Genomic DNA, 26,964 nt, shown 5'->3' on the forward strand with positions numbered 1-26,964 from the left:
TGTTCGTGTCATGATGTACCTTGTCAACCTTGTTGGTTATTATTGTTTAAATATTTCAAGACAACTCCACCTGTCGTAAGTGGCTGTGTGGAAACCAGTGTTAAATTGTTAGAAGCAATACCTTGTCTGAAAAGTGGTCGTCCATTACCTAAAATAACTGGAGCAATACCTATGCGATATTCGTCAAATATGTTGTCATTTATAAATGTCTCTGATAGGTTTGCGCTTCCGAAAACATAAATGTCTTTTCCGCCTTGCTCTTTTAGTTTGAGGATTTCATCTGAAGCGTTTTCACGAATAATTGTGGTGTTGTTCCAATCAGCCGATTTTAAGGTCTTAGAAAAAACTATTTTTGGTATACTGTTCATTAGTTTAGCAACTTCATGTTCCTCAGTTTCGGCTTCTGCTTTTGTCCAATAAGCAGCCATTCCTTCATATGTCACTCGTCCAAAAACGAGATAGTCAGCTGATTGAAGTTGATCAATGCTTAATTTTTCAAGTTCTTTTCCCCAAATAAGATTATGAAATGATAAGTCCCAATTTTGATTACCTTCAAAATAACCATCAAGGGTCATTACATTCCACATTATAAGTTTTCTCATTCGATTTTTAGCCATTGTTTTTGTCGTCTTTAAGCTTCTGACTAATGTATCTGTATATAATTGAAAATAAGTTAATTATAAAAATTTCATTTTCGCAATTTCTTCTTGTAATTCCGCCAATCCCTTAGCATACAAAATCAACTTTTTTTAAAGTAGGGGGAATGCCGCATAACGTTTGAGTTTGTGCAGTGGCGGGCATAGGAGGTCTTAGCAATGGATCGAAGCGGAATGCTAAGACCGATCCAGTTGCGCCCTGTCCCACGACACAGTTTAAGTTAAGAAACCGAAAAGTATTGAGACAGCTAACCCCGCCATTGCACAAACATTTTGCAGTAGCCAGTGCGCATCACCACCTACTCCTTTGTCTTAAATTTATCTGGTAACATTTGCTGGATGCATTCACTATTTGGTCTCGTGTAGGGCTTGTTAAAAAAGTCGACAACCATTTTGTCAAAACACTCGGGATTGCTTAATCCATCAAATGTGTGCGACATGGTTGGAATTGTAATAAGATAACCATTTGTTAATGTTTGCACAATTTGCTTTGCCATTGAAGGTGGTGTGACTGGGTCGAAATACCCGGACACTACCATGGTTGGAATATCAGATGTGAGGGGCTCAAAGAATTTATCTGGAATAATTCCCTTTGTCCAATTGCTACAGGCGTTCTTTTGTTGTTGGATTCGGTAGTCACCCATAAATGTCCCAACTGATAAGGAGTCTGCTTCTTCTTTTGTAATGTAAGGCACGTCTTCTGTACAGGTTATACACAGGTAAAGCCCTTCAGCGATAAAGTCATCGTATGAACTTTCACTTGGAAAGAGAGATATGAAGGGCTGCCAATTTCCTAAATATGATTGATGAATAATAAATGGAACTTGTCTCAGTCCAAGTGGTGTGTACATCAGTGAACGAATCTTTGTATGAAAAGAATACCAGGGAATGGTAATATTTTTGACTTCATCATTTTGACTTGTGAATTTATACTCAAAGAACTTTCCTTTTCCTCTTTCCATCAAGTCCTTGAATTCCGCCTTAAGGTTAGGGAAAGTCAGGTTGCATAAGGAATCGTGTTTACAATCTTCAAATAGATTATTGAGACTTGCGTCTGCATCCTGAGCAAAATAAAGTGGCATTCTTGAATATGTTGTTGTAGGAGACCACAGGACAGCACTTTCCACTGAATTTGGGAACAATTTCATGTACACTTGAGCCAACCGTCCACCGAATGACAAACCAAATAAACTTATCTTGTTGTATCCTAGCCACTTCCTTATTTCTTCAATGTCAATTGCCATATTTGTTGTCGTGTACTGAGTTAAATCAGCCAATCTCGATAAGGAATCATAGCAATCCTTTACATCTTCTATGGGGTACATTTCTGTAAACTGTTCCTCAAGACTCTCATTAAATTGTAACTGTCGGCAATGCAATGGATTTGAATCACCAGTCCCCCTTACATCAATTAAAACTATATCATGCTCCAGTCGATAGTAATTAATGCTATCAGCATAGAATGACGCACTGCTTGTTGCTGCCACCCCAGGTCCACCTTCAAAGTAAAAGATTGGTGATTTTGAATGACCTTTGTGAATCGCTGGAATCACAATAATATTCAAATCAATTTTTCTTCCAGAATTAGTCTGTCTGTTTTCGAAAACCGAAAATGTCCCACATAAAATTGTTGAGTCTAGATCACTGGAATTGCATCCTTTTAGTCTTTCATTGTTGTCACTTGAACAACTATAACACAGTATTGTGGTTAATAGAAAAGATATTAGTTCGATAATCTTCATCGCCTTTTATTTCGGAATTGAATATTTACCGCGCTTGGCTACAACGGGCAAGCATATGGCTTGTGGCGGTTTTAAGGGCAGTTACCTGTCTGCCTAAGATGAAGTTTAAAGAATACAGGAAAGCCTGAATTACAAACTCACCCGCCATAAGCTATATGCAGTGTTTGCATTCGTTGCTTTCTATTGTTTCTGTTAGGCTACCTTAATCTTCAGGCTCACCGTTTTCCTGTTCTTCGATGTTGTCAATAGTGTAAACGATATCTTCGGGATCTTTTTGCTCCTCTTTATAGAAATTGTGAATCCCAATCATATAGGCTACAATAATTGCCCATGTTTTTCTTTTGAGGTATAAGGCAATTTGACTGTATGTTGGTCTAGTACTAGGTTGAAAATGATATAAGACGATTAAAATAACAATCCCCTGAACAATTAAGATTAGAACGTTCCACTCATCTTTTGTGATCAAAACAACTTGATTAAATAGAACAAGAGCGGAGTATATATATAGTCCCCACTTTTTTGTTCGCCATAACCCTACCATACAAATTAAGCTCACGGTTGTTGTAAAACCTGCGTATGGAGGAAACCAAGTACCAATTTGGTTAGCAATTTCTGAGAAAATCATCGGAATCGACAACCCCACTCCAATGAACCCAAGAATACATATGACAGTAATTGCAGTTGGTCTTTTTATTATTCCGTTGTTGGGCTGATCTAAAATTCCTATCTGATTCATAATTTTCTTTTATTTGTTAATGTTCGCTTAGCAGCTATGAAGGCCAACGTTTAAGTGTAGCTGCCGTGCGGGCTTTGATACAATTCGCTGTCCGCCAGCACAAAATAAGCAAAGAAATACAACCGCTCAAGTTTGCACATCTTCCCGCATGGAAGCTACACAATGTTGGCAACCGTTACGATCTAATCTTTAATTTCTATATTGCCCCGTACCCATGGGTTTCCTGGTAAGTAGAAATTCATTCCCGTGCGTTGTTCAACATCCACCAGTTTATTTCTGACCTCTATAGGCCTCAGTCCAATAATTTGCCTGAGCTCATTGGTTACTGATAACGATGTCTTAGTAGGTGCAATCAAAAATCCATAGCCCGGCTCTTTTCGATCAGAAACAACTGTCCTGTGCCAATCATCAATCGTTGCGTATTCGTAAGGTGACATCTGACCATTTCTTAGAGCTTCAAATAATCTCGGTTTTAAAAATGTATAGAGAGTATCTTTCTTAACATATTCTGTAGATATGGAATTGTGATGACTTAGAATAGTTGATATCCAATAGCGATTTCCAATAAGTTTTTCTCCCGGATAACCTGCTGATTCTAAAATTTCTATGAGTTCAAATACTTGTCTTTCACTATGAGGGGCAAATTTCCTTTCGGCATACTTTTGTTGGGCTTTGTCTCCTATCTTCAATAAAGCCCCGAATGCTTTCCTTTGGTCTTTGGAAAACATTTTCTTTGCCTTATTCCGAATAGGCTGATTAAGACTTTCATTATGAACCTTTCGAAGACTGTCATAATCATTTACTATAGATTTCCATTCAGGCTCGTTATTTAACTGAGATAGATACTTATTCTTCTTAATCGCTTTCAATTCCCACCCGGCCGAAATTCCTTCTTTTACATAATGTAGGGCTTTCTGTTTATCATTTAAAAATAATGCAAGTTGAGCTGCAACCTGATAATCTCTCAAAAAGACAAATTCATAAGTATCAAATACATTTTCGTACTGGCTTAAAGCGGCTTTAAAGTTTTCTTCACCAATCAACTTTTCCGCTTCAATAATTTGCTTATGATATTGAAGGTAGTCTTTGGTTTCATCAATCTGTGCACTTTTAAGATTTGTGGACAAAAGAAGAATCAAATATGTTAAGATAAATGTCTTCATGGTTTTGTAATGGTTGCCAACGTGATTCAGCTTGGAGACGGCGGGCATTCGGAGCCGTTCGCTTCCAACCTACTTCTACCTTCATCAAGATACTGATTTTTATAGTTACTCGGAACCACCCGATGTATCCAAGGTGATGTTGTGGTCTTCCCGTTTAAGCGGGACAGGCTGTGATTTTTTATTCTTGAGAAATGAATTCAGTCCAAGAAACTATTCTTGTCTTTTCTATCTCCCCTAATACTAATAAATCAGAATCTCCTGTTACTAAGAAATCTGCTTTACCATCAATCGAAAGACTCAATAAGAAATTATCTTTTGGATCTCTACATTCATTGATTTTTGATTCCACCTTTATTAATTCCCCAAAAGTTTCAATTTGGGTCAAAAGTGTTTTGATATCTGATTTTTTAAAAAATCTTTTGAATTTGGGCCTTTCTGAAACCTCTAAAAACTCTTCAAGCAATTCTTGGGAAAATATCAGGGTTACTGCTCCAGATTCAAGAAGGACATCCAATTCCTTTTGTCTTTTGGAGATCAAAAAACTTATCCACAGATTAGTATCTAGAATTACCCTTCTATTTTTCATACCGGGCTTTGCGGACTGCTTCGACCTCTTTAGTAATTTCTTCTAAACTTGGGGCTTCATCTGACCTACTCCTGAATTTTTTCAATACTTCAGAAAAAGCATTCTCAGAATCCTCTTTCCTAATCCTTATCAAGTCCAAATTTGCCAAGTCTTTCAAAAGGGCTTTGGCTTTGGGATTCAAAATATCAATTCTAATAGTTTCCATTTTTTTTCAATCTTTCTTAAAGATACGAATATTTTAAATCGGAGATCGTTTTATCATGCACCACAACGTGATTCAGCTTGGAGACGGCGGGCATTCGAAGCCGTTCTCTTCCAGCCTACTTCTACCTTCTTAAAGATACTAAACTTTCTATTTACTCTGAACCGCCCGCTGGATCCAAGGTGATGTTGGACTCAGTTCTTTATTAGGTTTACTATCAGTTTAATCATCAAATCCATTTGCTCAGGTAAACTTTGCGCTACTGCCAATGCAAGAGCCACCAATGTATTTTCATTTATTTTTCTAATTCCTCTTTCATCCAAGTGATAATTGTTCTGCTCTAAGAACCAAACAAACAGAAATGAACCTATTCTCTTGTTTCCATCGCTAAAAGCATGTCCTTTGATGACAGAATATAACAACTGTGCCGCCTGCTCTTCAATAGTTGGATATGCCAATTCTCCAAATACTGTTTGGGAGATACTTCCCAATATTCCCCGGAATGAATCATCTTTCTCGTTTCCGAAAAGCTCTCCGGCTTCTCCTTTCTGAATCAATTCCCTTTTTAACTGGTATAAGGCTTTCTTGACATCATCATAATTGATAACATAAATGATTTCTTTTGAAAGGTTGTCAAGCTGAAGATCTTCTGAATCATACCTATTGAGCAATTCAAAAGATTTAGAATACTTTGAAATAATATCCAAAAATCCCTCAGTCAATACTTTTTGTGATTCGAAGGTTCTTTCTCTTAAAATATCAAGCTGATTTTCTAGCTGAATTATTTTTTGACCTTGCTTGCTCAATAATTCGCTGTTGATGGCATAACCCTGCACTAAGTAATCTTTCAATCTTTGGGTTGCCCATTTTCTGAATTCAATCCCAACTGGTGATTTTACCCGATATCCAACTGAGATCACTACATCCAAATTGTAAGCTGAAACTGCCCTTTTTACTTTTCTTTCCCCTTCTTTTTGAACTTGGCGGAAATTCCGCCAAGTTGACTCTTTTTCCAATTCTCCTTCTTTGTAAATATTTCGGATATGCTCACCAATCGTTCTTCTAGCTTTACCAAATAATTCAACAAGCTGCTGTTCGGTAACCCAAACCGTATCATGCTCCCCATCCAATATGATTTCAAATTCATTGCTACCTTGGGATGGTTTGAAAACCACTATTTCAGAATTGAAGTCAACTGTTTCCATATAGGAAGATAATGGATTTTGATAAAAATATTAGTTCATTGTTTCAAAAAACCTTTGATTTCAAAATTGCCAGGATCTTTAACAGCATATTCTATTAACACCTTTGATCCAATTTCCTTTTTATCGATTCTCTGCGAAAGTTTTTTCTTCTGAACATAAAACGAATCATCAACCTGATAGGATATCGTAATGATTTGGGTAAATCCCATTCCTTTAGGACCATACCCAAGTGCATTTTCTGTAATCACTGCTTTGGCCTCAGCCGTTTTTGTCCATGGAGCAAATGGCATTTCAAAATTATTCCATGCCAGGTATAGAAAAAATCCAAACCCCAATATTCCGATTATCCAAGGATTTTGCTTTGCCATTTTAGAATTGAGTCCAACGTTTTGGCACTTGGCGCAGTGGCGGATTTCGGAGCACAAAACTGTCAATACACCACAAAAGCTGATGCGAGGTAGAATGTTCAATTAACCACATAACCCGCCATTGAGCCAAACGCCTGTTATGCGGTCGGCTTTCTTGTCTTTCGTTGTTCATATTCACTTAAAAGTCTGTTTAGTATTCCTATTTTTTCATTGTCAACTGGTTCGGTTTGGCAAAGTTGGTCAACCATCATATTGATGTAGTAAAATTGATTGTCGGTTGTAATTTTTCCTTTCTCAATTACTTTGTCTATACGTTGGAAATAGGATTTAAAAATGTCTGTGTCATACTTGGTTTTGTCTTGCAGATACTTGTTGAATTTCAAGTCGCCCGTTTCTACCTGCATTTCTGTCAAGTCCCGAAACCATTGTTTTAGTCGTGTTAGTCGCCCTTTTTGATAATGTTCTTCAGTTTGTATTTTAAGTCCTTTATAGTGTTCTTAAGAGTCAAAGTCAGCAGTCTTGATTTGCAATCCCTTGTTGCCAAGGTAATAATCAAGTGTCGCCAATACCAAGTCTCGATACTTTGAAAGTTCCGCCTGTTTTTCGTCTTTATTGAGTTTTCCTTCCTTCATTTTCGTGCTTGGTCTTTATATTGTTCAACAAATTCCTTAGCGTCTCGAAGATTGTCAGGATACTTCGCATAATTCTGATAGTTCGTCACTCCATTTTTGGCTTCAACTATTTCGTATATATGTTGATAATAAAATCCATTTTCAATTAGAAACTTAACTGTTTCCCATTTTTTGTCTTCTGTCTTTTTAGGTGGTCTAAATCGGTGAGGCAAAAGTGTCATAGATTTTCCGCATTCAGGGCAAGGATATGTTTGTTCAGAACCACTGTCAAATGGTCTGTTAAGTGTTAATATACATTCTAAACAAACTTTTTTATGTCCCATTACTTTCTGTTGTTGTGTAGTCCTTTAAGCTGCCGCATAACGTTTTGCCGCTTGGCGCAGTGGAGGATCTTAGCACTAAAGTTCATACGAAGTAAAAATGTTTGTTTTAGCACAAATGTTCATACGAAGAACGTCAGCCGCCATTACGCCAAACTCTTGTTAGCGGCTGGCATTCGTGATGTCTGCCTTTAAATATTTTTGTTTTGTTCTGTTGTCCAATTTTTCTACTGCATATCGTAAACATTTTCTGTTCATTATTGAAGCAAATTTGTCAAGAAATTTTATTAAATATGTGCTGTTTTTTTTACCTGCTTCCCTAATCCAACTTCCAACTGCCATTTGCACATATTCGTCCTGGTCATTCACAAGAATTTCAGCAATTTTAAATGTGTCTTCAATATCGTTTTGTCTGATGAAGTAATAAGTACTTACAATTGCTGTCCTTCTTTCCATTGGCAGTTTTGACTTAGCTAATTTGTAAAGTGGTTTTCTGTCTTTGTTATGTAAATAGCCGCCAATTACGTAAGGCGCTGCTCTGTCAACAAGTCCCCAATCGTTAATCCATTTATGGTTTTCAATATAGGCGTTGTAAATTTCTTCTTTTTCCTTCTCTGTGATTTTTGTATTTCTTGCTTTCCAATCTAAAATTGAAACAGCTCCCAATCGTTGGTCATAATCACTATTTCTCAAAAGTTTAATCGCTTCTATTGTCGGCATATCCTTATGCTCCTTTGCTAAATCAAAAATTTGCTTTTTTGCTACCAAAGAATTTTCCCTTCTTAATTTTTTAAGCTTCTCTATGAATTCTCCGCTGTTCATAATCATTATATATTAACGAAAAAATGAAAAAGCGTTGGCGAAAAACCATTCGCCAACGCTTTTGGCTTTACGCATTTTCAAGTGCTTTAATGTCAAACTTTTTCATTCCCATATACACTTCCATTACTTTCTGTGCTTTTGTCGGGTCGCTTAGAAGTTTAGGAAGAACTGTTGGAACAATTTGCCAAGAAATTCCAAACTTGTCTTTCAACCAACCACAGTTGCTTTCTTGCCCACCGTCAGCAGTTAAGCTATTCCAGTAGTGGTCTATTTCTTCTTGTGTTTCGCAGTCCACCACAAATGAAACCGCTTCGTTGAATTTAAAGTTTGGTCCGCCATTTAGCCCCATAAACTTTTTGCCGTCCAACTCAAAGGTTACTACCATTTGATTGTCTGATGTGATTTTTGAGTTCTTAAAGATTGTGCAGTAGAACTTTGCTGCTGCTTGGGCTTGACCGTCAAACCACAAGCAAGGATAAATCCTATTTGTCATTACTTTGTTTTTTTATGTTAACCCTGAATTGAATTAACGATACAAAACTACTGTCACGGTCTGCCCTAAAATAGAACGAAACCGACAAAACGGTTTTATTCGCCTTTACCCAATTTTAAGTATTCTTTTGGTGTCATATTCGTAAATTCTTTAAATGCCCTTATAAAATGGCTTTGGTCGGCATAGACATTGTTAAAGGCTATATCAGAAAAAAGTTTGAATTGATGTTGGTTTAATTGTTGAAATGCAGAGTTAAATTGGGCAATACGTCTATATTGATTTGGCGAAAGGCCAACTTTATCTTCAAACATTCTTTGAAATGTCCGTTCAGTTACATAAAGCTCGTCTTGAACTTTCTTGAGAATTTCTTTTGATGGATTTTCGGCAATAAGATTGGTTGCGTATTTAATCAGCTTGTTGTCTGTTTTAATTTTTGTAGTTAGTGTAAATATGAAATCATCCAATATGGCAACCATTTCGTCAACTGTCTTGGAGTTAAGAAGTTTTTCCTGTAACAAGCTGGCATTTGGGGGCTGAATGAGATTTAGGTTTATGGGGTTGTCAGTAAGGTCTTGTGCTGAAAAGCCGAAAAGCGTTGTCAAAGCAAATGGCTTAAAGAAAAATGCTATGAGAGTAAAGTTTTCAGCGAATGTTATTTGTTCAGGAAGAATAGTCTGCCCAAAAAGTGTTAGATAGTTGGAACTGCTTTTTATTGTTCCTTTAGTCGTTTGAAAAAGTAAGGTCGGTTTGCCATTTGCAAAAAGAGGAAGCGAAAAAGGTTTTTTTACATCATTGTTCTCAACAACTAGAATACTGTCCACAAAGTCAGCAATTTTTTCTGTCGGTATGTAATTTTTTCCTGTCATTACGGAGTGTCTGTTATGCTTGCCGCTAACGGGATTCAGCTTGGAGACGGCGGGCTTCACGGAGCCATTCTCTTCAAACCTACTCCTAATTTTTTAAAGATACTGACTTTTATAGTTAATCGGAACCGCCCGCTGTATCCAAGGTGATGTTAGCGAAAGTTGTTTCTTATCTGGTAACCCAGTTTTCTAACCTAATACCAGAGATTCTTTGAAACTCTTTCAAGTTTTCTGTCACCATTATGAGGTCTTTTTCTATTGCTGTGCAACCAATCAAGAGGTCAAAATCACTAATCTGCAAGCCTATAGATCTTAATCGGGCTTTCTCTTTTCCATACAGGTAAATAACTCCAAAAATCGGAAGAACAACAACTTGATTAGCAAACACTTCAATTAAATCAAGATTCTTTTGAGGGTTTTTACTGTTTTCAGCTCCAAAAACTAATTCTGCCAAAGTAATTTCTGAAATAGCAAAACTCTCAGTACCTAGCTGTTCAAACTTTTCGATCAATCCATATTTCCCCCTTAAAAAATGGACGCAGATATTAGTGTCTAAAAGATACTTCATTCGAAACCAGGATTTTCTGTTTTTTCTATTCTGGATTCTCTAATTTCTTTAATGATTTCATCCGAATCTTTATCATCTTCCCATGCGCCAAAAAGCGTCCGAATTTCCACCTTCTCTTCTTTTACATCAAGAGACTCGGTCAACTTAATGATCAGTTTTTTCTTGGAAAGATTATCCAAACCTTTCAATAGACCAAAATACTTTTCTAATGTCTTGTTGTTTAAAGTGAGGTTTGCCATGATTTTTTTCTTCAATTTACGAAATTAATGGTTTGGTGGTCAAAAGATTTGGATAATTAAATACCCAACTCTCTTTTCTTTTTCTGAATCAAGTCTCCCATGTCACTCAAATCTTTTACAAAACCAGATGCTTTTATAAATTCATTTTCCGTATTAAACCAATAGACTTTTTCATCCCCTTTAACTTTTAATTTATACAAAGGAGGGTAAACAAACTGTATGAGAGAAAGGGATTCCACCTCCATCCAATTTATTTTTCTTTCGTTCTCACCATTTTTAATGGTTACATTTTGGCCTCCTAATTTTACTACCACAAATTTATCCTTAATAGCAATAAATAGTGGGAAGGAAATTATTCCTATCATTCCAAAAAATAATGTGGTAACGATATTTTGTTCCATTTTTTCACCATTTATCCAGAATAACTCCGGAAAGAACCAAGACAAAATGGACGTAATTGACATTATTATTCCCAAACCAAGAAATAGGTATTTCAGAAAGTAGTGAAATAGATTATTGCTTTCCATGGTTTTTCAATTTTCGCTAACGGTTTCGGGCTTGGCGAAGGTGGCGATTTACACCACAAATGTTGATGCGGAGAACCAATGTTTGATTAACCACAAATGTGTCTGCGGAGCACTGAACCGCCACTTTTGCCAAACCCGTGTTATCGGCTGTGGCTTTGTCTTTCGTTCTGCTATTTGTGTATTCTGTCCTGTGTGTCAATATTATCTCTTTTATGGATTACAACAGTCGCAATACGTTGGGTCTTCGGTTGTTTTTTTATTTGGATACATTTCTTCTTTTGTGAATTTGCACTGTTGGCAGACATAAATATAGCTTAGTGTTGAGTTTGTCGGTGAAATACATAAGCTACATTCAAGACCCTTTTTAGCATCTGTTATTCCAAAACCCGGTGTTTGACATTGAGGGCAAGTTGATTTAATTTTTTGCACCAGTTTTTGTGTTGCTTGTTCAATCACACTCATTCGTGTAGGGTTATACATAGCTCTCATATCCGTTTCTGCATAAACTGAATTGTATTTCGAGAAAAAATAGTTAAATGATTTCTGCAAAATTTCACTTTCGGTTATCCCTTTATAAATATCCGTATTTTCATCTTTTGATTTTCTAAGAATTAAACCGTGTGCTGGAAAACCAACCTGTTCTGCAAACTCAAAAAGTTCTTTTTGAGTTTGGATTTGTCTACCATTAAAATTAGTTGAAGTGCTTAATTCTCGAGCGATTACTTCTATGTTATTTTTTGTGTCAATAAAAATTAAAAATTCATCGTCAGCACTTATAAAAAACATAGATGGGTGTGGGCCAAATGAACCCTCACTTGCAATTCCTAAATCACAGTTGTTTGCTTTCATTGCCCGCAGACATTTTTCTCTTGCCGTTGAAATTGGGTCAAGTTCTCTCTCTACTTCACCTGTAAATGTTCCCAAAGCATCCGTATCAAAAGTTTCATCTGTAAAGCAATTTACACCCAATTCTTTTTCGAGAATAGGTGCAATCACTTGCTCTTTGTGGTGCTTGGTTGCGATGATTATTTTTCTGTTTTGAAACATTTCATTCCCAATTAATTTGATTTTGATAGTGATAATCCTCTTTTCGTTTCGTCAAAATTCCCCTTGTCATAAGTTAAATTACCATTTACAAATGTATGGGTCACTTTGGTTTGAAAAGTTGTTCCTTCTAATGGTGACCAACCGCATTTAGATAAAATGTTATTCTTGTCAACTGTCCAGCTTGAATTTAAGTCAACAATAGTGAGGTCTGCATAGTAACCTTCTCGTATGAAACCTCGGTTTTCAATGCCGTAAAGTATCGCTGGATTATGACACATTTTTTCGGCAATTTTTTCCAATGATATTAGTCCTTGTTTGAAAAACTCTAACATAATATTCAATGAATGCTGAATTATCGGTGCACCCGACATTGATTGAAAATATGATTTTTGTTTTTCGTCTAATGTATGGGGTGCGTGGTCTGTAGTTACGATGTCTATTCTATCGTCTAACAAAGCTTTTAAAAGTCCTTTTTTGTCCTTTTCAGTTTTTATCGCTGGGTTCCATTTTATTAAAGTTCCCAAACGCTTGTAGTCTTTGTCAGAAAACCACAAATGATGAACCGAAACTTCGGTTGTTACATTTTTCTCTTTTAGAGGAATGTCATTTCTAAATAAATGTGTTTCTGCTTCAGTCGTCAGGTGCAGAATGTGAAGTCGAGCTTTAAGTTTGTTAGCTATGTCAATTGCTCTTTTGGTTGCTTCATAACAAGCTTTTTCGCTTCTAATAATTGGATGAAATTCAATAGGCACATTTTCTCCATATTTTTCACGATATATGTTTTCGTTCTCTTCAACTATTTGTTCTTTTTCAGAATGAATGGCAATAATGGATTTGCAGTTCGCAAACAGTTTTTCCATTGTTTCTGGATTATCAGCAAGTAGGTTGCCTTTTTTTGTAAAGTAAAGTCCGTCATCTGAAACGCCTAACAGTTTTGATGTCTCGAGCTTAATTATTTCATCAAGGTTGTCTCCATTTACACCTAAAAGGAAGCCAAAATTGGCCAAAGATTTTTTAGATGCTATTTGATATTTTTCATTTAAGATGTCAATGGTTAATACATTCGGTAACGTATTTGGCATATCAATAAATGAAGTCACGCCACCAGCAATAGCGGCTTTACTTTCTGTGTAAAGGTCGCCTTTGTGTGTTAGTCCAGGCTCACGAAAATGAACTTGTCCGTCTATAATACCTGGAAATAAATACTTGCCTGTCCCGTCAACTATTTTTACATTTTTGTGGTCGATTAGTTGTCCGATTGAATGAATTAAACCATTCTCAATAAATAGGTCAGCAACGGTTATTTGTCCCTCATTTACTATGCTTATATTTTTGATTAGAGTTTTTTCTGTCATTGTAAATTGTCTGTCTGTTTCGGGTCTTGCCATTGCCGATAACGGTTCTCAGCTATACGCAGGCAGGGATTTTTACCACTAAACTACCTACGAAGAACTGAACTTTAATTTTACTACTTTCCTGTCCTACGAAGCACGAAACCCCTGCTTGCGTATAGGTGATGTTATCGCTTCGGTGTTCTTTTTCGTCCGCTGATTTGTCGGTCGTTTTGGTCGTGCGGTTGGGCAGACACACTCTTTGCCAAGTTTTGGTTTGCGTGTCGGCTGGTGCGACTTGGCAATGTGTGTGGCTGTGAAGCGTTGGCATCTTTGTCAGTTTATTTTTTCGGTGGTGTCCGTTTATGTGGTTCAACTGGAACTGTCTTTGGTCCTGGTTTTGGTGCATCAGGATTTTTTCTTGGTGTGGGTGATGGTGTTGACCTTTTGTGAGGTTTAACCGGAACTGTCTTGGTTGCCATAATTTTAAATTTTAGATTGTTTACTGATACTGTTAATGTAAGATTTTAAGTCTGTGTCGTCATAAAAAACTCTTTTCTCAAAGTTCTTTTTAATTCTTAAAAGTTTATCAAGGTTGATGTTTGCAATTCTTAATATTAGCTTCTTCGTTTCTTTTACTTTGTCTTTCTTGATGGTCATAAAGTCAAGATGAATGAAATAGCTTTCGTATGTGCTGTATAATGCCAAGAAGTAAACAAATGGTATGAATAAAATTGTGATTGTGCTTGGTAAAAGGAATGAAACAAGATTTTGAAAAGTTAAAACAGCATCAAAGTTTATAACGGTTTTATAGAGTGAATAGGAGAATATTGAAAGTCCTGCTATTGCGATAATATTTTGCAAAAACTTTGAAACAACTTTATGCTTTTCGTCCATTTCTGCAACTGCTTGTGTTAAGGCTAAAAAAACTAATACTGGCAAAATGATTATTTCGGTAAACAGACTGAAACTATAAAGGTTAACTACAAATTCAAGGACAATTGTCCATTTGATTGCTGAAAGGAAAATACCTTTAAAATATGAGTTGCTTTTAGCATCATTGATTTTGAAAACTAAGATTAAACCAACTGTAAAAAGCCAAAATAAAACATCTTTTAAATTGGAGTTTTGCCAAACTTCAAGATTTTTAAAGAGAATAATTATCCCGAACAAGTAAGCTCCGATTAAAGAAAAAATAATCAAAAACAAACGCTTTGTAAGGATTTGAATTATTGGAAAAAGTGATTTTCTGAGTTTAGAAAGCAATACAGCCAAAACAATTACAGCAATCCAAAGCAGAAGTGCTATTTCTCTGTTGTTGAATATCGCTTGTATATCAGCCCAAAAATTCATTGTTTATTTTCCCTTAATTTACTAAGCCATTGATTTTATCATACTTTCGATAAACTCAATTTCCTCCTTTGTTAATTTATACTTTGTGTACAATTGATTGTCAATTTCAACTGTCGATTTACTCCAGTCTATATCTGAATTATCAGTGAAGTTTTGAGTAGGCACAAAACGGAAAGTTTTAGAAGTCGCATCTTGACTTGCTTTTCCTAGACTGTGTTGAAATCTTGCAAATTTTGTAGTTAAGTATTTGCAAAGGTTTGTTGCAGATGATTGATTTAACTCTAGGTCAACACCAATTACTAAATAGGATTCCGTACAAATTGTATTTGGAACACCAACAAATGAATTAAGATTATCGTCATTTAATTCTGTTCCAATATTATTTGCTCTCGGAGTATAAACTTTGAATCTGTCTATCCATTCAGTATTTTTAGAAATCTCATCTCGTTCTATGTATCCAACTTGCTTACCTTTTCCATAACAAATAACAGGATTGGTTAATCCATTTTTTGATTCACGGAATTTTTCATCTTTGGTAAAATAACCTCTAAAGCCAAAAGGTCTTAATGATGAAATATGAGATTCAAAGGATTCAAAATCTTTATGAGAATTGATTTTATTAATCATTTCAATGCCAATACTATGACGAATTAGAATATCAGAATCTTCTGTTTTCAAGCTACGATTGTTCATTTTTGGAATTAAATCATCCCTGTAAGTAAAGACTTTTGTTAATTCTTTTGTGTTATCATAAGCTTTGTCCCAAAGGAAATAACAGATGCCTCCTCTCAGGTTTATGTTTTGAAAGATTAATTCTGGTTTCAGGAAATCGTGTAGTTCCGAAATGTGAGTATCATTCAGCATTTGGTCTCTAAATTCATTTAAACCTCGTCCTCCTGCAAACCATCTTGTAGGCATAATCATAGCAATATTGCTTGGGCTTAATTGCTTTGCTACATCTACAAAGAGATTGTAAATTGGTTTGGCACTTGCTTGAGCACCACCGTCACTTTGCTGATAAGGCGGATTGCCTACTATTACATTGAACTTCATTTTCTTGTTGTTTATTTTAATGGTTTCTTTTTCAATGAATTTGTTTTCACTGATTAAATCGTAAGAGGTGTAGTTCGTTTCAATTAGTTTTACATCTAATTCAAGCAACTTGTACACTTTTCTAGTAAACTCATACGCAATTTTTGATGTTGGTATTGAGTAGAATTTGTTAGCTACTTCTTTGCCAAACTTTTTATATACGGCATATACAAACTCGCCTTGTTTGGAAGCAATATCTAAAAGCATTGTATTCTTGTCAATGGCTTTGGCTGGCAAACCGTTTATGATTTTGTCGGTAACAAATTCGGGGGTTACAATTTCTGAATCTGACAAGCGACTAAATTTTTTCATTGCATTACTCGCTCTTTCTATTGGAGAAATTGCGGAATCATTGGCTAATGAATTAATGTTGTGAATTTTATAATCTAGTTCGCTTAAAATAAATGGGTTGATGTGCTTTTGAAACAAATCAAGTATGATGATTTCAAGGCTCAAATTTGAAGCTATTCGCAAATTATCAGCATTCCCTTTGATGTGGTTAATGGTTTCTTGTAAAGATTTAACTCTTGAATCTGTCAAAAATGCAAAGAATAAAATCCTTGCATAATACATAGCAAATTGACCTTTGTAATCATTTACTTCTTCATCATCTTTTGATTTGGATTTTGCATTTTCTTCATTTTCGTCCTCATCATTATCGGAAGTATCATCTATATCAATTTCGTCTCCTTCGCCTTTTGCTGGTGGAATTTCTAATCCTTGACGAGAACCAATTTTTCCTTGTCTTTCAATTTCAGCTTTGATTGCTTCAATATGCAATAAAGAATAATCAATTGAAATAGTTGTAGCTTCATCAAATACACTTCTACTACTTGAATATTTACGAACAGCATCCAAAATATCAGATGGCTCTATCTGTACAATTTTATTGTTATGCAAAACAATTATAGGGGATATTTCAAGTTCTTTTCGGATTCTGTCCTCTAACTTGCTGTTTCCGTTAGATTCAGTATTTACATTGTAAATCTGTGATTTATGTTCCTGCATTTGGAACATTCTATTTGGGTTAAAGTCAACCAACAAAGTTTGTGGTTTCATATTGAATTTGACCACATCACCATTCGGCTCTTTGAATATTTTTATGAACTGATTTTGTAAACGAAAAATTGCCTGATCATATTCTTGTGGTGAAGTTGTATCTTTTAGGTACAGCATAGTGTCCCATTCAGGAACGGTACTACCTGTAAGCATTCTGTTTACTGTCAATGTGATTGTTTTTACATTCTCACTTTCACATTTTTTAATTTTGGCTTGAACTGCTTGTGTGTCTTTGAAGTTTTTTTCGTTCTCAACTCCAGAGATATTTATGATTTCGTAATTGCTAAGATGTTTAAACTTGTTGTTATTGATTAATTCCTCCAATGCGTCACAAGATGCTCTGTAAGGCAAAACACAAACGATATGACGGCACATTTTGCCGTCTTTCAGTTTGTCGTAGTCCAAGAAACTCAATAAATTTTCATCTGTTTCTGAACCGTCTATAACTTTTAGCAAGTCAAGAATTTCCTTTTCGTACTTGAATTTTTTATGTAGTTTATTTTCCTTGTCTATGGTTATTGATTGTGGTCTGAAAAGTTCTGAAAAAGCATAGGTTACACCTTTCTTTTTCATTTCTTCCATTTTTTTACGGGAAGATTCATTGGGATTAAATGCAAAACGAATCATTTGGGGAAAGCCATAATAAGGATTATCCCATTCTTTGATTTCATCTTTATTTAGATTTTCTAAATCCCATTTTTCTTGGTCTTCTGCAATGTTTGTGAATTGATAGAATGCAATAATATCATCATTCGTGAACTCGCTATTCATCAAAATACGATAAGGAGTTCCAGAAAGATGAATGCGAATTTTTGCATTAAAAACTTTATTGGTAATTTCTAAATCGTCTAAAGTATTGTCATTGAGCTTTAATTCGCTTTTTATTTCTTTAGCACTTAAATTTTCCTCTTTTAAGACTTTTCCATATTCAGTTGCTCTTGCTCCAAAATGTGTTTCGTCAATAAGCAATAAGTCAATTTGATTTTCAAATATTTCTTTATGTTTTGATTTTATTTCGTCTCCTTGCAAGTCTTGTAAGGTCAGAAATAAAACGATTTTTTCTTTTGCCTTTTGTTTTTCGGCAATAATCGTATCGCTTGTTAGGAGAGAAGTACTATCTAAAAAACAATAGCCATCAAATTTAATATGGCTTTCAACCGTTTTTTTCCATTCTTCTTTTACATCAGCTTTTGCAGAAACTACAACCACAAGTTTAGCTCCCATTTCAACAGCACAACACATTGAGGTAAATGATTTGCCAAAACGCATTACTGCATACATCAACAAATTGGCTCTGCCTTTATTTAAAGCTTTTCGAAAATTATCTACTGTTTTTTGTTGATTGGGTCTTAGTGGATATTCTTCTATTCTTGTGTACGTATGTGTAATTGGAATATGACTTTCGTCAAAGCGATAATATTGATATTTTGATTCGTTGTTTTGATGTCCGCTTTTTATGTCTTCTATCGCTTCTTTTAGGTCTTCCTCTGTTGCGTTTTCAAAAAACTCATTTGAGTAGTATGGGATTCCTTTTAAAGCGTTAGGCTTTAATCGGCTTCTTTTTAATTCGTTTTCAAGAAAAAAATGAACTGCATAATCTCTGAAAAAAGTTTCGTCATCAACTTTTGCAACATCTCCAAATTTCTTTTCAAGGTTAGGGAAGTATTTACGCCATTCATTCAATCGCATTTCAATTGGTCGGTAGGTATCGCCAACTTTTAGATAATTCGGTATTGTTTCGGTTGTAAAAGCATAAATTTGGGGCTCTACTCTTCCAATGATTAAGTCATCAAGTATATCTACATTTATATTGTTTGTTTCTGGCATAGTTTACTTTTCTAAAAGAGATATAAATTTTATCGGCTTTTCTATATCCCAATCCATAATGTTGCAATAAATGCCATTGTGTGATTTTATATTTTGAGTTTCACAACCTTTGCATTTCTTTATTTCTGTTCTAGTTTCAAAAAAATCTGGAATTTCTATTGTTTCATCTTTACAACTGTTCGGAATAACACCTTTTAGACCGTCCATTTGCCAAATATTCCAAGAAATAATTTGTGCAATATTTTGAATGGTCTCAAGTGATGGTTCAGTCTCAAATTTATGTGTAAAGTTTTCAATGAATGTTATTAGTAATGCTTCACGAGCCAAAAGCAAACTATCTCCTTGCCATTCAAAACCGTATGTGTTTTTATATGCGGTTTCAACCGCTTTTAACCATTCATTTATTGAGTCCAAATTTTCATTTACCACTCTTAATTTTCTGTCTAAAATCCCGATTCTGTTCTCGATTTTAATAAACTCTCCTGTTGTCGTGTCATATCTGCTAACAAGATAAGGTGCTTCTCCGCAAGAAATCTCTAGACGTGTATCACGAACATAGTCTTGCCAAGTTTTACCTTTTGGAAAAACTATTTTTTCTTTTGTTGTTTCCCAAGATTTAGTTCCATTCTTCAACAAGATTTCTTTATTGAAAACATCATCTTTTCCAAACCAAGAATTGTCAACTAAGTTATTTTGTGCGTTACATATCCAAGAAGGCGTAAAAACTTCTGCCATTTCTTTGGAGCGAGATAATTGTAGAATTTTGTCTTTATGAACCCTAGGCATTATTACATTGCCTTTTTCTCCTGTGATTAATTCAGGTAATATTTCAGAATTGAATCTGTATGAATCTCCGAAGTGTTCGTAATTGTCTGTCGCCCAAAAAATATTTTTTTGAGTGGTCTGGTCACGAAGTAGTATTCCGAGAATGTCAGGATACTTCTCGATTAACTCATTTTCTAATATGTCGATAACTACTTGCACTTGTATACTTCTTCGTTAGTTTTTAAAAGGTCTTTTACATCAATATTTAGAATGTTCGCTATTTCATAGAGTACTTCAAGTCTTGGTTGTTGTCGATTTTGCACGTAACCGTTTACCATATTGTAGCTTTTGCCTAGCTGTTCGGCTAACCAAGTTTGCTTAATTCCTTTTTCTTCAAGTACTTCTTTAATTCTGTTCATTATTGTCTAAAGATGTCAAGTCACAAATTTAGTTTTTATTTTTTAATATCTCGTTTTTCAAGATAAAAAATGTTTGAATAATTGTCTAGTTGTCCTGTCTGTGCGTTGGCAAAAAATGGCTCTTTTGGTTTTTTTAGCGTTGGCTTGAGTGTCGGAAAAAACCAAATGTGCCATTTGCGGGTCGGCTTTTTACACTGAGCGATAACGGTTTGCAGCTACAAGAAGTTGGCGATTTCGGAGCACAAAACTGTCAACCTACCACTCACTTTATTAGATGCACAAAGTTACAATTTACCACTGAACCGCCAATTTCTTGTAGGTGCTGTTAGTGGCTGCCCTTCTTTTTTCTGTGTCGTGTCATTAAGGATTGGTCTGTCGTGTGTGCGGTGGCTTGCACTCTCTTTTGCTTTTGCTCTTCCATCAAAAAAATAAAAATGAGCAAAAGCAAATGTGAGTGCAACTGGGTTGGCATTAATAGCAGGGTCTGTCGGGTGTGCAGTAGGTTGTCTCCAGAAGCTAATGAACCCCTATCTCATTTCCTGCTTGCAAAGGAGGTGGATATTTATCAAGTCCGAAACTTTAGTCATATTACTCACTCGGTACAGCCGAGCGAGTGGGGGAAGATTCTTAATCCTTAAAGTGACCTCTAGCAAATTGATATGATCGGAAAATTATTTTTTTTATTACTAATACCTCTTCTTCATTTCTTGGTGCATAAACCATGATAAAATTTAATGGCAAATAACCCCTTTTAGCAATTGGATGCAACTCTCCCCAACCTTTTTCAATCACATATTTTGCATCATTTAACGGTAAACCAAGATGTATACTGCCATCAGGCACTGGATGAAAATGAGCAAATTCATTTTCAATCATAAAAGCATTACAATGGTTACACATTTTATCTTCTGACAGACACATCGCCTGTGCACCAGGTACCGATATCTTGCTATTTGCTTGTGCTATGTCCGGTAGAGAAAATGCCCAATTCATAAGCTCGTTCACAAGTTTTCTATCAGTCGGTTGTTGGTCTAATTGCATATGTGGGTTGCTCGGTGTCGTAATTGGTTTGATTCCGATTCTTAAAGGAAGCTCAAATTCTAAGTTTAAAGGCATTTTATCAGATTGTTTAGAGGTTTGACTCATTGTTATAATTAGTGTTATTAAAAGCACACAAAAGACTTTCATAAGTTGTAAGAAAATATTTATCCTATACGAAATCCCCTGTTGCTAAATGCGGGTAATAGTTCTTCAAATGTGTGTTCAATGTTTTCGTTTTCATCCATCAGGGCTAAACTGTATATCAAAGGCACATAATGGTCGGGGGTGGGTGCTGCCATTAATCCTAATTTTTGCTTTTCGTAATTCACTATGCTTTGAACGTCCCGTTTGTCCAACTGTTGTTTTATCCATTTGTCAAATTCTATATCCCATCCATAGGGTGTCATATTACCATTAAAAAAACGCTTACCTGCTTCTTTTATATTATGCACTACTGCTCCGCTTCCGATTACTAAAACTCCTTTATCCCTAAGTGGCTTGAGTTGTTTTGCTAAATCAAAATGGTATTGTGCAGATTGGTAGTAATCAATGCTCATTTCAAACACAGGCACATCGGCTTTTGGGAACATGTGTTTAAGCATGGGCCATGCTCCGTGGTCTAATCCCCACTCGGTTGTTTCTTTAACTTTCGGAATAAGTTTGGTTACTTCTTTTGCCGTTTCGGGCGAACCTGGGGCAGGATATTTTTGGGTATAATATTCGGGCGGAAAACCGTAATAATCATAAATGGTTTCGGGTGCGGTGCTCACATTTACAAGCGTTCCTTTGGTGCACCAATGGGCTGACACGACTAAGACGGCTTTTATCTCGTGCTCTTTCCTGATTTTTTCTCCTACTTGTGTCAAACTTGTTAAAAATGGATTTGCATTCAACCCAAGCGGTATGTCCATCGGGTTACCATGTGAAGTAAAAAGCACAGGCATTTTTTTTGTCGCAGGTAATGAATCAGTGATTTTAGAAAATGCTTGTAGTTTCATGGTTTGAGCGGCTAATGGGGCTAACGCTAAAAGTTTTAAAAAATCTTTTCGCTGCATGAAATTATTTTTTTGTGAATGAAGCGAGCATTTCAGGATTACGCAAATAGTTGGCAACCCATACCAATAACAGCATTATTGCTTGTGGAATGAACATTTCTCCGTGCTCCATGTGTGTAGTTATTGCACCACCGAGATGAGCAGAGAGCAAGAGAACTCCCAAAGAGGATGTTCGGGGAATCAGAAACAAAATTGCTGCGATGAGTTCGCCCATTCCTATTAGCATAAGTTTACCGTCCAAACCCCATTTAACAAAGTTCTTGGCAATTTCTGCGTCTGCACCTGCCATTAGTTTCATGGTTGCACTCATAATGAATAATGCGGACATGATCCCGACAAATATCCAGTTTATGACTTTTCTTTTTTTTGACATTGTTTTTGTTTCCATAATTGTTTTGTTTAGATATTAATTGATTTTAAAAAGGTAAATAATAAAAAACCGTAGCTGCAATTATGCCTGCCACTATTCCTGTGTTTATCATCTGCCACGCTTTTGCACGGTCTTTTTTTCTGAATTCGGCTTGTTGTATGGTATCGCTTTTTCCGAGATTGCCGAAATTAAAAATACCCTTTATTCCAAATGCAACGCAGAAACGGAAATACCACTGCTGAAAACTAACTGCGAAAGATGTAACTGGAACAAACAGTGTTAATCTCCACAGTCGGTTTTCAGGCAGCAGCAATAAGACCACTATGAGAATAATCGTAACTGCCAGCGATGACAAGGCAGCAATTTTTCGTCTTTTCATTTCGTCTTTTCCGATGTTGCAAACTCCGGGGATGTAATGATTATTCGTTTCATCGTTAGGATTGATGTTACTCCCAAACTCTGTCATAGAAAGAATTTGAGGATTTAGTGCAATTGTTTTCATAGTTCTTTTTATTTAGGTGAATTGTAATAAAACCGTTCGTGAATTATTTTTCCATCCTTCCATCTTTGAACTGCAACTTGTTCCATTTTTGAACGGTTTCCGCCTTTGTAGGTCATATCAAATGACCATTCCACCATTGTAGTATTGTCGCCAATTGCAACTGCTTTTACTTCGGCTCCATGAAACTGTTCAATTGATGCCATCATCTGTTCCTGTGCTTTTTTCTCGCGTTCTCGGTTAGCTGTTTTTCCCTCGCAGATAGGGTTTGCGTTTTCCTGCATTACCACATCATCATGGTAGTATTTTTCAAATGCTTCCATGTTCTGACCGCTCATTATCATGCGGTTCATTTCTTCTACTGTTTCTTTAAGGTTCATAACAATGTTGATTTTTTAGGTTAGTATTTCATTTATTTGAGTGCAAATATAATTGATATATTGAAATGTGTCTATATTATTATTAAAAAAATTATTTAACCAATTCCATTTTAAGTGTTTCAAAGTATTTTTCCAGCATTTTCTTGTTAACTGATAATAAGGAATGCTGTCCGTCTTTTTTAACACTGACTAACTCACAATCGTAAAGTATTTTAAGGTGGTGTGAAATGGTGGGTTGGGATAGGGTAAAATGGTCTTCCAGTTCACCGCAGCTTATTTCACCATTAGCCATAAGGATTTTTAATATTTTGTAGCGAGTGCCGTCAGCTAATGCTTTTGAAATTTTGAGGAGGTTCATCGTTTATATTTTTTGACAAAGATAAGTTTTAAAGCACTAAGTTGTCTATGGAGAACGGATTTTGTGCGTTTGGGCAAAAGCAAATGTGGTGCATACCAAAATAAAAAATAAAAAAGAATGCACCTCTTTTGCTTTTGCAGAAGGGATAGCCAAACGGCTTTGCCGAAATTTGTCCTGCTTTTTTGTCTGTCTGCCTGTCAAGTTACTGCGTCATTGTCTACGGAGAACGGTCGTTTTTTAGGGTTGCCACTAACGTTTTGCGTGTATGAGAAGTAGCGGATTAAAAAGCACTTCACTTTCAGTTTGGCACTGATTTTTCTTAGAAGCACTTACCTTTGATTTATCACTAAACCCGCTATTTCTTATACACGCTGTTAGCGGTTCGGGCTTATTTTTTTCCGAGTATTCCGCCCAACTTGTCAGTCAAGCCACCCAATGGGTTTGATGATTTTGCGGAACTATTATCACCCAATAGACTGTCTATCTGACTGCCTACTCCGGCAGGTAATTTGCTTTTGAGTTGAGATACGACAACATCCACAGCTATTTTAGCCACAGATTCTGACATTCCGGTTTTGGATGCCACCATTTTGATGATTTCGTTCATAGTAATACTTGTTTTAATTGTTAATTAAATTGTTTAAGAGTGATGATTTATCTTTTTACCTCAAAAGTGATTTTGACATTTGTGCGATATTCCACAATTTTTCCGTCATTAACCACTGCACTTTGTTCTTGCACGTAAAGAGAAGCAATGTTTTTAATACTTTTTGACGCTTCTTTTACCGCATTGTTTGCGGCATCTTCCCAACCCACTTTTGAGTTGGCAAGAATTTCTACTACTTTTAATACTGCCATAATTTTGTTTTTTTAAATGTTTGTAAGTTTTATTGTTGGTTGGTATTTTCTAACACATCTTCAACTTCCTTTAATTCGTTTGTAGAATTTACTCCTTGTTCTTTAGCTGCTTTGTTTTCGCAAAACTTACAGAGTTCGCTGATATTTTTCAGTTCTCTTGCTTTGGCAACACTTCCCTCAAAAATTTCGGTTGTCGCATCCTTATTTATTGAATGGCAGTTGTCGTAGAGATGATATTTGGTCCCGGATTTTGTCCAGTAAACCAAATTGTTACCCGTTAATTCTTCAACTCTTGCCGTTTGCTCGGTATATTGTTCAACAGAGGGTGGATTGAAATCTACCCCTGTAATACCCGCTATTATTAAAGCCACCCCGGCAATGCCACCTAAAATTCCTTTTTGTTTGGCATCTAAATTTTTATTTGTCAGTATAAAAATGATGAGTGGCAAAAAGGCAATGATGGCTACCACCAGCCCTAACTGACTTTGCATAAAAAACATTAATTTGTTTTTCTCTGAAGGAGGATCCAAGCGATTTGATTTTTTCCAGAGAATAGAACCTGTAACAGCCAATGCCAAATCTATCACTATCAAAATGATAATCCACGTCATATTAACGGGTTGCTTGAACAGCATAGAAATGGCCACAATTTGTGCACCAATAGCGAGCAACCACAGAATAGCTGCAATTACACGAAACCGTGTGGCTTTACCTTTGCTTTCCGCAGTAGGGACGAATGTGCTTGTTACCTGGGTAGAAGGAGGAATGTCTCCTCCTACCTTGGTAATTTTTTTCTTTTCCATTTTCAAAAAGGATTAATTTAATATTCTAATTCTCTGGGAAGTGACTTTGCTTCGGCTATCCATTTTTCCACTTCTTTTAAAGAGGGAGTTCTGCGGGTTAATTTTTTCGCTTCGTTTACTTCTTCCATTTTAGCAGTAAGGTTTTCTGCATTTCTTTGTGCAAGTTCCGGCACAGTATCAACGCCAGCTGCTTCCAGCAGTTCTGCAAATTCCTGTCCTACACCGCTTATCCTGAAAAGGTCAGCCATATTTGCAAATTTGAGGATTTGCTTTTCAGAAATTCCCGTAGCATCAGCCAGTTCCTTTCTTTGTTTTTTACTTTTTGTGCCGGCTAATAGTTTGTCGGTGTTTGTAATGCCGGCATTACGGAGTTTTTCGCCTAAAGCCGGTCCAATTCCTTCGATTTCTTCAATTTTGTAGTTTGCCATTTCTTTGTTTTTTAGTTAAAATAAATCCTACTCATCTGGCTTTTCGGTTTCGCCCCGTTTTTTGAAATGGTTACTGGCCTCCATTTTTCTACTCAGCTAATATAGAAAAAATATTTTGCTGTCTTTCTCTATATAGTCGGGTTGGTTTCATCCTAGCCTGACCGCTAACGTTTTCGGGCTTTGCGTTCGGGCGGGTTTCGGAGCACAAAACTGTCTGCCAGCACTGAACTTGAATAGAAGCACAAAACTCCAAGTTTGCACGTCACCCCGCCTGACGCAAAACCCGTGTTAGCGGTTCGGGCTTCTTTGTTCTCCGTATATTTAATTGTCAAAATCATTCAAGTTTCATTGAAGTCTTAGATTTTATTTCGTCTGCAATGTCTGGTCTGTATGGCTTAATCCATTTGTCAAATGTCTTTTGAATAAATGGCGAAACCCAATATTGTGAACCTTCTTCTGGTGTCATACCTACGTCAAGATAGTCAACATAGTCCGTTGACATCATATAATGGTCGTTTAAATAAAAGAGATAAGCAAAATGTTGAACAAAAACGGCTGTCAAGTCAGCAGAGAAAGTGTCTAACGCTTTAACTCTATTCGGTAAATAAATTTCATTGTCATTGAGCAACAAGTTGTAATAGTAGTTGTAATGTGTATGGTCGTTGCACCTGTCACGAACGTTTTTATAAAGTTTGTCCTTTAAGAGTAGGTCTGTAATTGGTTTTAGTTTAGCAGAGTCCTTTATGTATTTTGAAATCACCCGATATTCAGGGATTGTCTCTGTGCCTTTTCTCCAATTGTCAATATGCTCAACGATAAAATTGTCAATATTGAAATGGTCGTTCAAATATAGATTGGTATAAACATTTATTATAGTTGAGTCATAGTATTTTCTGAGTAAAGCGTAAGAGTCATTTATTCTTCCGTTTGATAAAATTTCTCTTATTGAATCAAGTGTTCCTATTACTGAACTAAATACGTAAGTGTCCAAATTCAATATTGCTTTTGTTCCTTGGCTCATAAATCCCATTGTCGTGTGAGCCAAAGAGTCATAAAAGTCCGCAAACTCTGAAAGTTGTCCGAATACTTTATGGTCTATATATTCTTTTCCTAAACGTTCCACTTTGTCCATTGTTTGTCGTCTTATAGCCTGACCG

At 35.9% G+C, this 26,964-nt stretch carries 34 protein-coding genes; all 34 read right to left on the reverse strand.

The features are described from left to right. Positions 1-23 precede the first annotated feature (23 nt). Positions 24-602 carry a dihydrofolate reductase family protein gene (locus tag CLV48_RS13165; RefSeq protein ID WP_106567898.1) on the reverse strand — a complete coding sequence of 193 codons (579 nt, stop codon included), beginning with the start codon at positions 600-602 and terminating at the stop codon, positions 24-26. A gap of 353 nt (positions 603-955) precedes the next feature. Continuing rightward, complete coding sequence (locus tag CLV48_RS13170; protein ID WP_106567758.1) at positions 956-2,398, reverse strand: alpha/beta hydrolase; 1,443 nt, start codon at positions 2,396-2,398, stop codon at positions 956-958. A gap of 202 nt (positions 2,399-2,600) precedes the next feature. Beyond that, positions 2,601-3,134, reverse strand: a complete 534-nt coding sequence (locus CLV48_RS13175) for a hypothetical protein (RefSeq protein ID WP_106567759.1) — start codon at positions 3,132-3,134, stop codon at positions 2,601-2,603. Between the two features lie 182 nt (positions 3,135-3,316). Further along, entirely contained in the window at positions 3,317-4,297 is a 981-nt protein-coding gene (locus tag CLV48_RS13180; RefSeq protein WP_146140098.1) for a hypothetical protein, read from the reverse strand. Between the two features lie 178 nt (positions 4,298-4,475). Beyond that, positions 4,476-4,883 carry a putative toxin-antitoxin system toxin component, PIN family gene (locus CLV48_RS13185; protein WP_106567761.1) on the reverse strand — a complete coding sequence of 136 codons (408 nt, stop codon included), beginning with the start codon at positions 4,881-4,883 and terminating at the stop codon, positions 4,476-4,478. After that, positions 4,873-5,088: a hypothetical protein gene (locus tag CLV48_RS13190; RefSeq protein WP_106567762.1), complete on the reverse strand. Its 216-nt coding sequence runs from the start codon at positions 5,086-5,088 to the stop codon at positions 4,873-4,875. Before CLV48_RS13190 ends, CLV48_RS13185 begins: the two co-directional genes overlap by 11 nt. Positions 5,089-5,279: 191 nt before the next feature. Next, entirely contained in the window at positions 5,280-6,290 is a 1,011-nt protein-coding gene (locus tag CLV48_RS13195; protein WP_106567763.1) for a virulence RhuM family protein/type II toxin-antitoxin system death-on-curing family toxin, read from the reverse strand. Positions 6,291-6,325: 35 nt separating this feature from the next. Beyond that, entirely contained in the window at positions 6,326-6,658 is a 333-nt protein-coding gene (locus tag CLV48_RS13200) for a hypothetical protein (RefSeq protein ID WP_106567764.1), read from the reverse strand. A 137-nt stretch (positions 6,659-6,795) separates the two neighbouring features. Next, entirely contained in the window at positions 6,796-7,071 is a 276-nt protein-coding gene (locus CLV48_RS13205; protein WP_146140099.1) for a hypothetical protein, read from the reverse strand. An 84-nt stretch (positions 7,072-7,155) separates the two neighbouring features. Then, positions 7,156-7,290, reverse strand: coding sequence for a hypothetical protein (locus tag CLV48_RS20845; RefSeq protein WP_281261110.1), 135 nt, complete (start codon positions 7,288-7,290; stop codon positions 7,156-7,158). Then, positions 7,287-7,613 carry a hypothetical protein gene (locus CLV48_RS13210; RefSeq protein ID WP_146140100.1) on the reverse strand — a complete coding sequence of 109 codons (327 nt, stop codon included), beginning with the start codon at positions 7,611-7,613 and terminating at the stop codon, positions 7,287-7,289. The genes CLV48_RS20845 and CLV48_RS13210 overlap by 4 nt, the downstream gene beginning before the upstream one ends. A gap of 159 nt (positions 7,614-7,772) precedes the next feature. Beyond that, the gene (locus CLV48_RS13215) at positions 7,773-8,432 is read right to left on the reverse strand and encodes a DNA alkylation repair protein (RefSeq protein ID WP_106567899.1); all 660 of its coding nucleotides are present in this window, start codon (positions 8,430-8,432) and stop codon (positions 7,773-7,775) included. A gap of 67 nt (positions 8,433-8,499) precedes the next feature. After that, the gene (locus CLV48_RS13220; protein ID WP_106567767.1) at positions 8,500-8,925 is read right to left on the reverse strand and encodes a VOC family protein; all 426 of its coding nucleotides are present in this window, start codon (positions 8,923-8,925) and stop codon (positions 8,500-8,502) included. A 95-nt stretch (positions 8,926-9,020) separates the two neighbouring features. Continuing rightward, entirely contained in the window at positions 9,021-9,791 is a 771-nt protein-coding gene (locus CLV48_RS13225) for a helix-turn-helix domain-containing protein (protein ID WP_106567900.1), read from the reverse strand. Positions 9,792-9,957: 166 nt separating this feature from the next. Continuing rightward, positions 9,958-10,356, reverse strand: a complete 399-nt coding sequence (locus CLV48_RS13230) for a type II toxin-antitoxin system VapC family toxin (RefSeq protein ID WP_106567768.1) — start codon at positions 10,354-10,356, stop codon at positions 9,958-9,960. After that, on the reverse strand, positions 10,353-10,595 hold the full coding sequence (locus tag CLV48_RS13235; RefSeq protein WP_106567769.1) for a hypothetical protein: 243 nt from the start codon (positions 10,593-10,595) through the stop codon (positions 10,353-10,355). The genes CLV48_RS13230 and CLV48_RS13235 overlap by 4 nt, the downstream gene beginning before the upstream one ends. A gap of 56 nt (positions 10,596-10,651) precedes the next feature. Then, entirely contained in the window at positions 10,652-10,996 is a 345-nt protein-coding gene (locus CLV48_RS13240) for a hypothetical protein (RefSeq protein WP_146140101.1), read from the reverse strand. A gap of 336 nt (positions 10,997-11,332) precedes the next feature. After that, complete coding sequence (locus CLV48_RS13245; RefSeq protein ID WP_106567771.1) at positions 11,333-12,169, reverse strand: DUF6671 family protein; 837 nt, start codon at positions 12,167-12,169, stop codon at positions 11,333-11,335. 11 nt (positions 12,170-12,180) lie between these two features. Further along, positions 12,181-13,557 (reverse strand): dihydroorotase, encoded by a 1,377-nt coding sequence (locus CLV48_RS13250; RefSeq protein WP_341272826.1) that lies wholly within the window; start codon positions 13,555-13,557, stop codon positions 12,181-12,183. A 429-nt stretch (positions 13,558-13,986) separates the two neighbouring features. Continuing rightward, positions 13,987-14,853: a hypothetical protein gene (locus tag CLV48_RS13255; RefSeq protein ID WP_106567773.1), complete on the reverse strand. Its 867-nt coding sequence runs from the start codon at positions 14,851-14,853 to the stop codon at positions 13,987-13,989. A 21-nt stretch (positions 14,854-14,874) separates the two neighbouring features. Further along, the gene (locus CLV48_RS13260; RefSeq protein WP_106567774.1) at positions 14,875-18,831 is read right to left on the reverse strand and encodes an Eco57I restriction-modification methylase domain-containing protein; all 3,957 of its coding nucleotides are present in this window, start codon (positions 18,829-18,831) and stop codon (positions 14,875-14,877) included. A gap of 3 nt (positions 18,832-18,834) precedes the next feature. Next, complete coding sequence (locus CLV48_RS13265) at positions 18,835-19,815, reverse strand: restriction endonuclease subunit M (protein WP_106567775.1); 981 nt, start codon at positions 19,813-19,815, stop codon at positions 18,835-18,837. Next, a complete protein-coding gene (locus CLV48_RS13270) occupies positions 19,806-20,015 on the reverse strand; it encodes a helix-turn-helix domain-containing protein (RefSeq protein WP_106567776.1) in 210 nt (69 codons plus the stop codon). Before CLV48_RS13270 ends, CLV48_RS13265 begins: the two co-directional genes overlap by 10 nt. 627 nt (positions 20,016-20,642) lie before the next feature. Then, positions 20,643-21,161, reverse strand: a complete 519-nt coding sequence (locus tag CLV48_RS13275; protein ID WP_201767568.1) for a luciferase domain-containing protein — start codon at positions 21,159-21,161, stop codon at positions 20,643-20,645. A gap of 59 nt (positions 21,162-21,220) precedes the next feature. Then, entirely contained in the window at positions 21,221-22,111 is an 891-nt protein-coding gene (locus tag CLV48_RS13280; protein WP_106567777.1) for a dioxygenase family protein, read from the reverse strand. A 4-nt stretch (positions 22,112-22,115) separates the two neighbouring features. Next, positions 22,116-22,499, reverse strand: a complete 384-nt coding sequence (locus CLV48_RS13285; RefSeq protein ID WP_106567778.1) for a DoxX family protein — start codon at positions 22,497-22,499, stop codon at positions 22,116-22,118. 28 nt (positions 22,500-22,527) lie between these two features. Next, positions 22,528-22,983, reverse strand: coding sequence for a hypothetical protein (locus CLV48_RS13290; RefSeq protein ID WP_106567779.1), 456 nt, complete (start codon positions 22,981-22,983; stop codon positions 22,528-22,530). An 8-nt stretch (positions 22,984-22,991) separates the two neighbouring features. After that, complete coding sequence (locus CLV48_RS13295; protein WP_106567780.1) at positions 22,992-23,360, reverse strand: nuclear transport factor 2 family protein; 369 nt, start codon at positions 23,358-23,360, stop codon at positions 22,992-22,994. 91 nt (positions 23,361-23,451) lie between these two features. After that, positions 23,452-23,718 carry an ArsR/SmtB family transcription factor gene (locus CLV48_RS13300; RefSeq protein WP_106567781.1) on the reverse strand — a complete coding sequence of 89 codons (267 nt, stop codon included), beginning with the start codon at positions 23,716-23,718 and terminating at the stop codon, positions 23,452-23,454. 388 nt (positions 23,719-24,106) lie between these two features. Further along, the gene (locus tag CLV48_RS13305; RefSeq protein WP_106567782.1) at positions 24,107-24,325 is read right to left on the reverse strand and encodes a hypothetical protein; all 219 of its coding nucleotides are present in this window, start codon (positions 24,323-24,325) and stop codon (positions 24,107-24,109) included. Between the two features lie 47 nt (positions 24,326-24,372). Beyond that, positions 24,373-24,576 (reverse strand): dodecin family protein, encoded by a 204-nt coding sequence (locus CLV48_RS13310; protein ID WP_106567783.1) that lies wholly within the window; start codon positions 24,574-24,576, stop codon positions 24,373-24,375. 29 nt (positions 24,577-24,605) lie between these two features. After that, positions 24,606-25,379 carry a hypothetical protein gene (locus CLV48_RS13315; protein WP_106567784.1) on the reverse strand — a complete coding sequence of 258 codons (774 nt, stop codon included), beginning with the start codon at positions 25,377-25,379 and terminating at the stop codon, positions 24,606-24,608. Between the two features lie 17 nt (positions 25,380-25,396). Beyond that, positions 25,397-25,807, reverse strand: coding sequence for a DUF4332 domain-containing protein (locus tag CLV48_RS13320; RefSeq protein WP_106567785.1), 411 nt, complete (start codon positions 25,805-25,807; stop codon positions 25,397-25,399). A 334-nt stretch (positions 25,808-26,141) separates the two neighbouring features. Further along, on the reverse strand, positions 26,142-26,939 hold the full coding sequence (locus CLV48_RS13325; RefSeq protein ID WP_211299947.1) for a hypothetical protein: 798 nt from the start codon (positions 26,937-26,939) through the stop codon (positions 26,142-26,144). Positions 26,940-26,964 lie beyond the last annotated feature (25 nt).

Source organism: Cecembia rubra, assembly GCF_003014575.1.
GTDB classification, from domain to species: Bacteria; Bacteroidota; Bacteroidia; order Cytophagales; family Cyclobacteriaceae; genus Cecembia_A; species Cecembia_A rubra.

Coding starts and splice junctions, on each gene's coding strand:
- CLV48_RS13165 (WP_106567898.1), bottom strand. CDS start 602: ATGAGAAAACTTATAATGTGGAATGTAATGACCCTTGATGGTTATTTT.
- CLV48_RS13170 (WP_106567758.1), bottom strand. CDS start 2,398: ATGAAGATTATCGAACTAATATCTTTTCTATTAACCACAATACTGTGT.
- CLV48_RS13175 (WP_106567759.1), bottom strand. CDS start 3,134: ATGAATCAGATAGGAATTTTAGATCAGCCCAACAACGGAATAATAAAA.
- CLV48_RS13180 (WP_146140098.1), bottom strand. CDS start 4,297: ATGAAGACATTTATCTTAACATATTTGATTCTTCTTTTGTCCACAAAT.
- CLV48_RS13185 (WP_106567761.1), bottom strand. CDS start 4,883: ATGAAAAATAGAAGGGTAATTCTAGATACTAATCTGTGGATAAGTTTT.
- CLV48_RS13190 (WP_106567762.1), bottom strand. CDS start 5,088: ATGGAAACTATTAGAATTGATATTTTGAATCCCAAAGCCAAAGCCCTT.
- CLV48_RS13195 (WP_106567763.1), bottom strand. CDS start 6,290: ATGGAAACAGTTGACTTCAATTCTGAAATAGTGGTTTTCAAACCATCC.
- CLV48_RS13200 (WP_106567764.1), bottom strand. CDS start 6,658: ATGGCAAAGCAAAATCCTTGGATAATCGGAATATTGGGGTTTGGATTT.
- CLV48_RS20845 (WP_281261110.1), bottom strand. CDS start 7,290: ATGAAGGAAGGAAAACTCAATAAAGACGAAAAACAGGCGGAACTTTCA.
- CLV48_RS13210 (WP_146140100.1), bottom strand. CDS start 7,613: ATGGGACATAAAAAAGTTTGTTTAGAATGTATATTAACACTTAACAGA.
- CLV48_RS13215 (WP_106567899.1), bottom strand. CDS start 8,432: ATGAACAGCGGAGAATTCATAGAGAAGCTTAAAAAATTAAGAAGGGAA.
- CLV48_RS13220 (WP_106567767.1), bottom strand. CDS start 8,925: ATGACAAATAGGATTTATCCTTGCTTGTGGTTTGACGGTCAAGCCCAA.
- CLV48_RS13225 (WP_106567900.1), bottom strand. CDS start 9,791: ATGACAGGAAAAAATTACATACCGACAGAAAAAATTGCTGACTTTGTG.
- CLV48_RS13230 (WP_106567768.1), bottom strand. CDS start 10,356: ATGAAGTATCTTTTAGACACTAATATCTGCGTCCATTTTTTAAGGGGG.
- CLV48_RS13235 (WP_106567769.1), bottom strand. CDS start 10,595: ATGGCAAACCTCACTTTAAACAACAAGACATTAGAAAAGTATTTTGGT.
- CLV48_RS13240 (WP_146140101.1), bottom strand. CDS start 10,996: ATGGAACAAAATATCGTTACCACATTATTTTTTGGAATGATAGGAATA.
- CLV48_RS13245 (WP_106567771.1), bottom strand. CDS start 12,169: ATGTTTCAAAACAGAAAAATAATCATCGCAACCAAGCACCACAAAGAG.
- CLV48_RS13250 (WP_341272826.1), bottom strand. CDS start 13,557: ATGGCAAGACCCGAAACAGACAGACAATTTACAATGACAGAAAAAACT.
- CLV48_RS13255 (WP_106567773.1), bottom strand. CDS start 14,853: ATGAATTTTTGGGCTGATATACAAGCGATATTCAACAACAGAGAAATA.
- CLV48_RS13260 (WP_106567774.1), bottom strand. CDS start 18,831: ATGCCAGAAACAAACAATATAAATGTAGATATACTTGATGACTTAATC.
- CLV48_RS13270 (WP_106567776.1), bottom strand. CDS start 20,015: ATGAACAGAATTAAAGAAGTACTTGAAGAAAAAGGAATTAAGCAAACT.
- CLV48_RS13275 (WP_201767568.1), bottom strand. CDS start 21,161: ATGAGTCAAACCTCTAAACAATCTGATAAAATGCCTTTAAACTTAGAA.
- CLV48_RS13280 (WP_106567777.1), bottom strand. CDS start 22,111: ATGCAGCGAAAAGATTTTTTAAAACTTTTAGCGTTAGCCCCATTAGCC.
- CLV48_RS13285 (WP_106567778.1), bottom strand. CDS start 22,499: ATGGAAACAAAAACAATGTCAAAAAAAAGAAAAGTCATAAACTGGATA.
- CLV48_RS13290 (WP_106567779.1), bottom strand. CDS start 22,983: ATGAAAACAATTGCACTAAATCCTCAAATTCTTTCTATGACAGAGTTT.
- CLV48_RS13295 (WP_106567780.1), bottom strand. CDS start 23,360: ATGAACCTTAAAGAAACAGTAGAAGAAATGAACCGCATGATAATGAGC.
- CLV48_RS13300 (WP_106567781.1), bottom strand. CDS start 23,718: ATGAACCTCCTCAAAATTTCAAAAGCATTAGCTGACGGCACTCGCTAC.
- CLV48_RS13305 (WP_106567782.1), bottom strand. CDS start 24,325: ATGAACGAAATCATCAAAATGGTGGCATCCAAAACCGGAATGTCAGAA.
- CLV48_RS13310 (WP_106567783.1), bottom strand. CDS start 24,576: ATGGCAGTATTAAAAGTAGTAGAAATTCTTGCCAACTCAAAAGTGGGT.
- CLV48_RS13315 (WP_106567784.1), bottom strand. CDS start 25,379: ATGGAAAAGAAAAAAATTACCAAGGTAGGAGGAGACATTCCTCCTTCT.
- CLV48_RS13320 (WP_106567785.1), bottom strand. CDS start 25,807: ATGGCAAACTACAAAATTGAAGAAATCGAAGGAATTGGACCGGCTTTA.
- CLV48_RS13325 (WP_211299947.1), bottom strand. CDS start 26,939: ATGGACAAAGTGGAACGTTTAGGAAAAGAATATATAGACCATAAAGTA.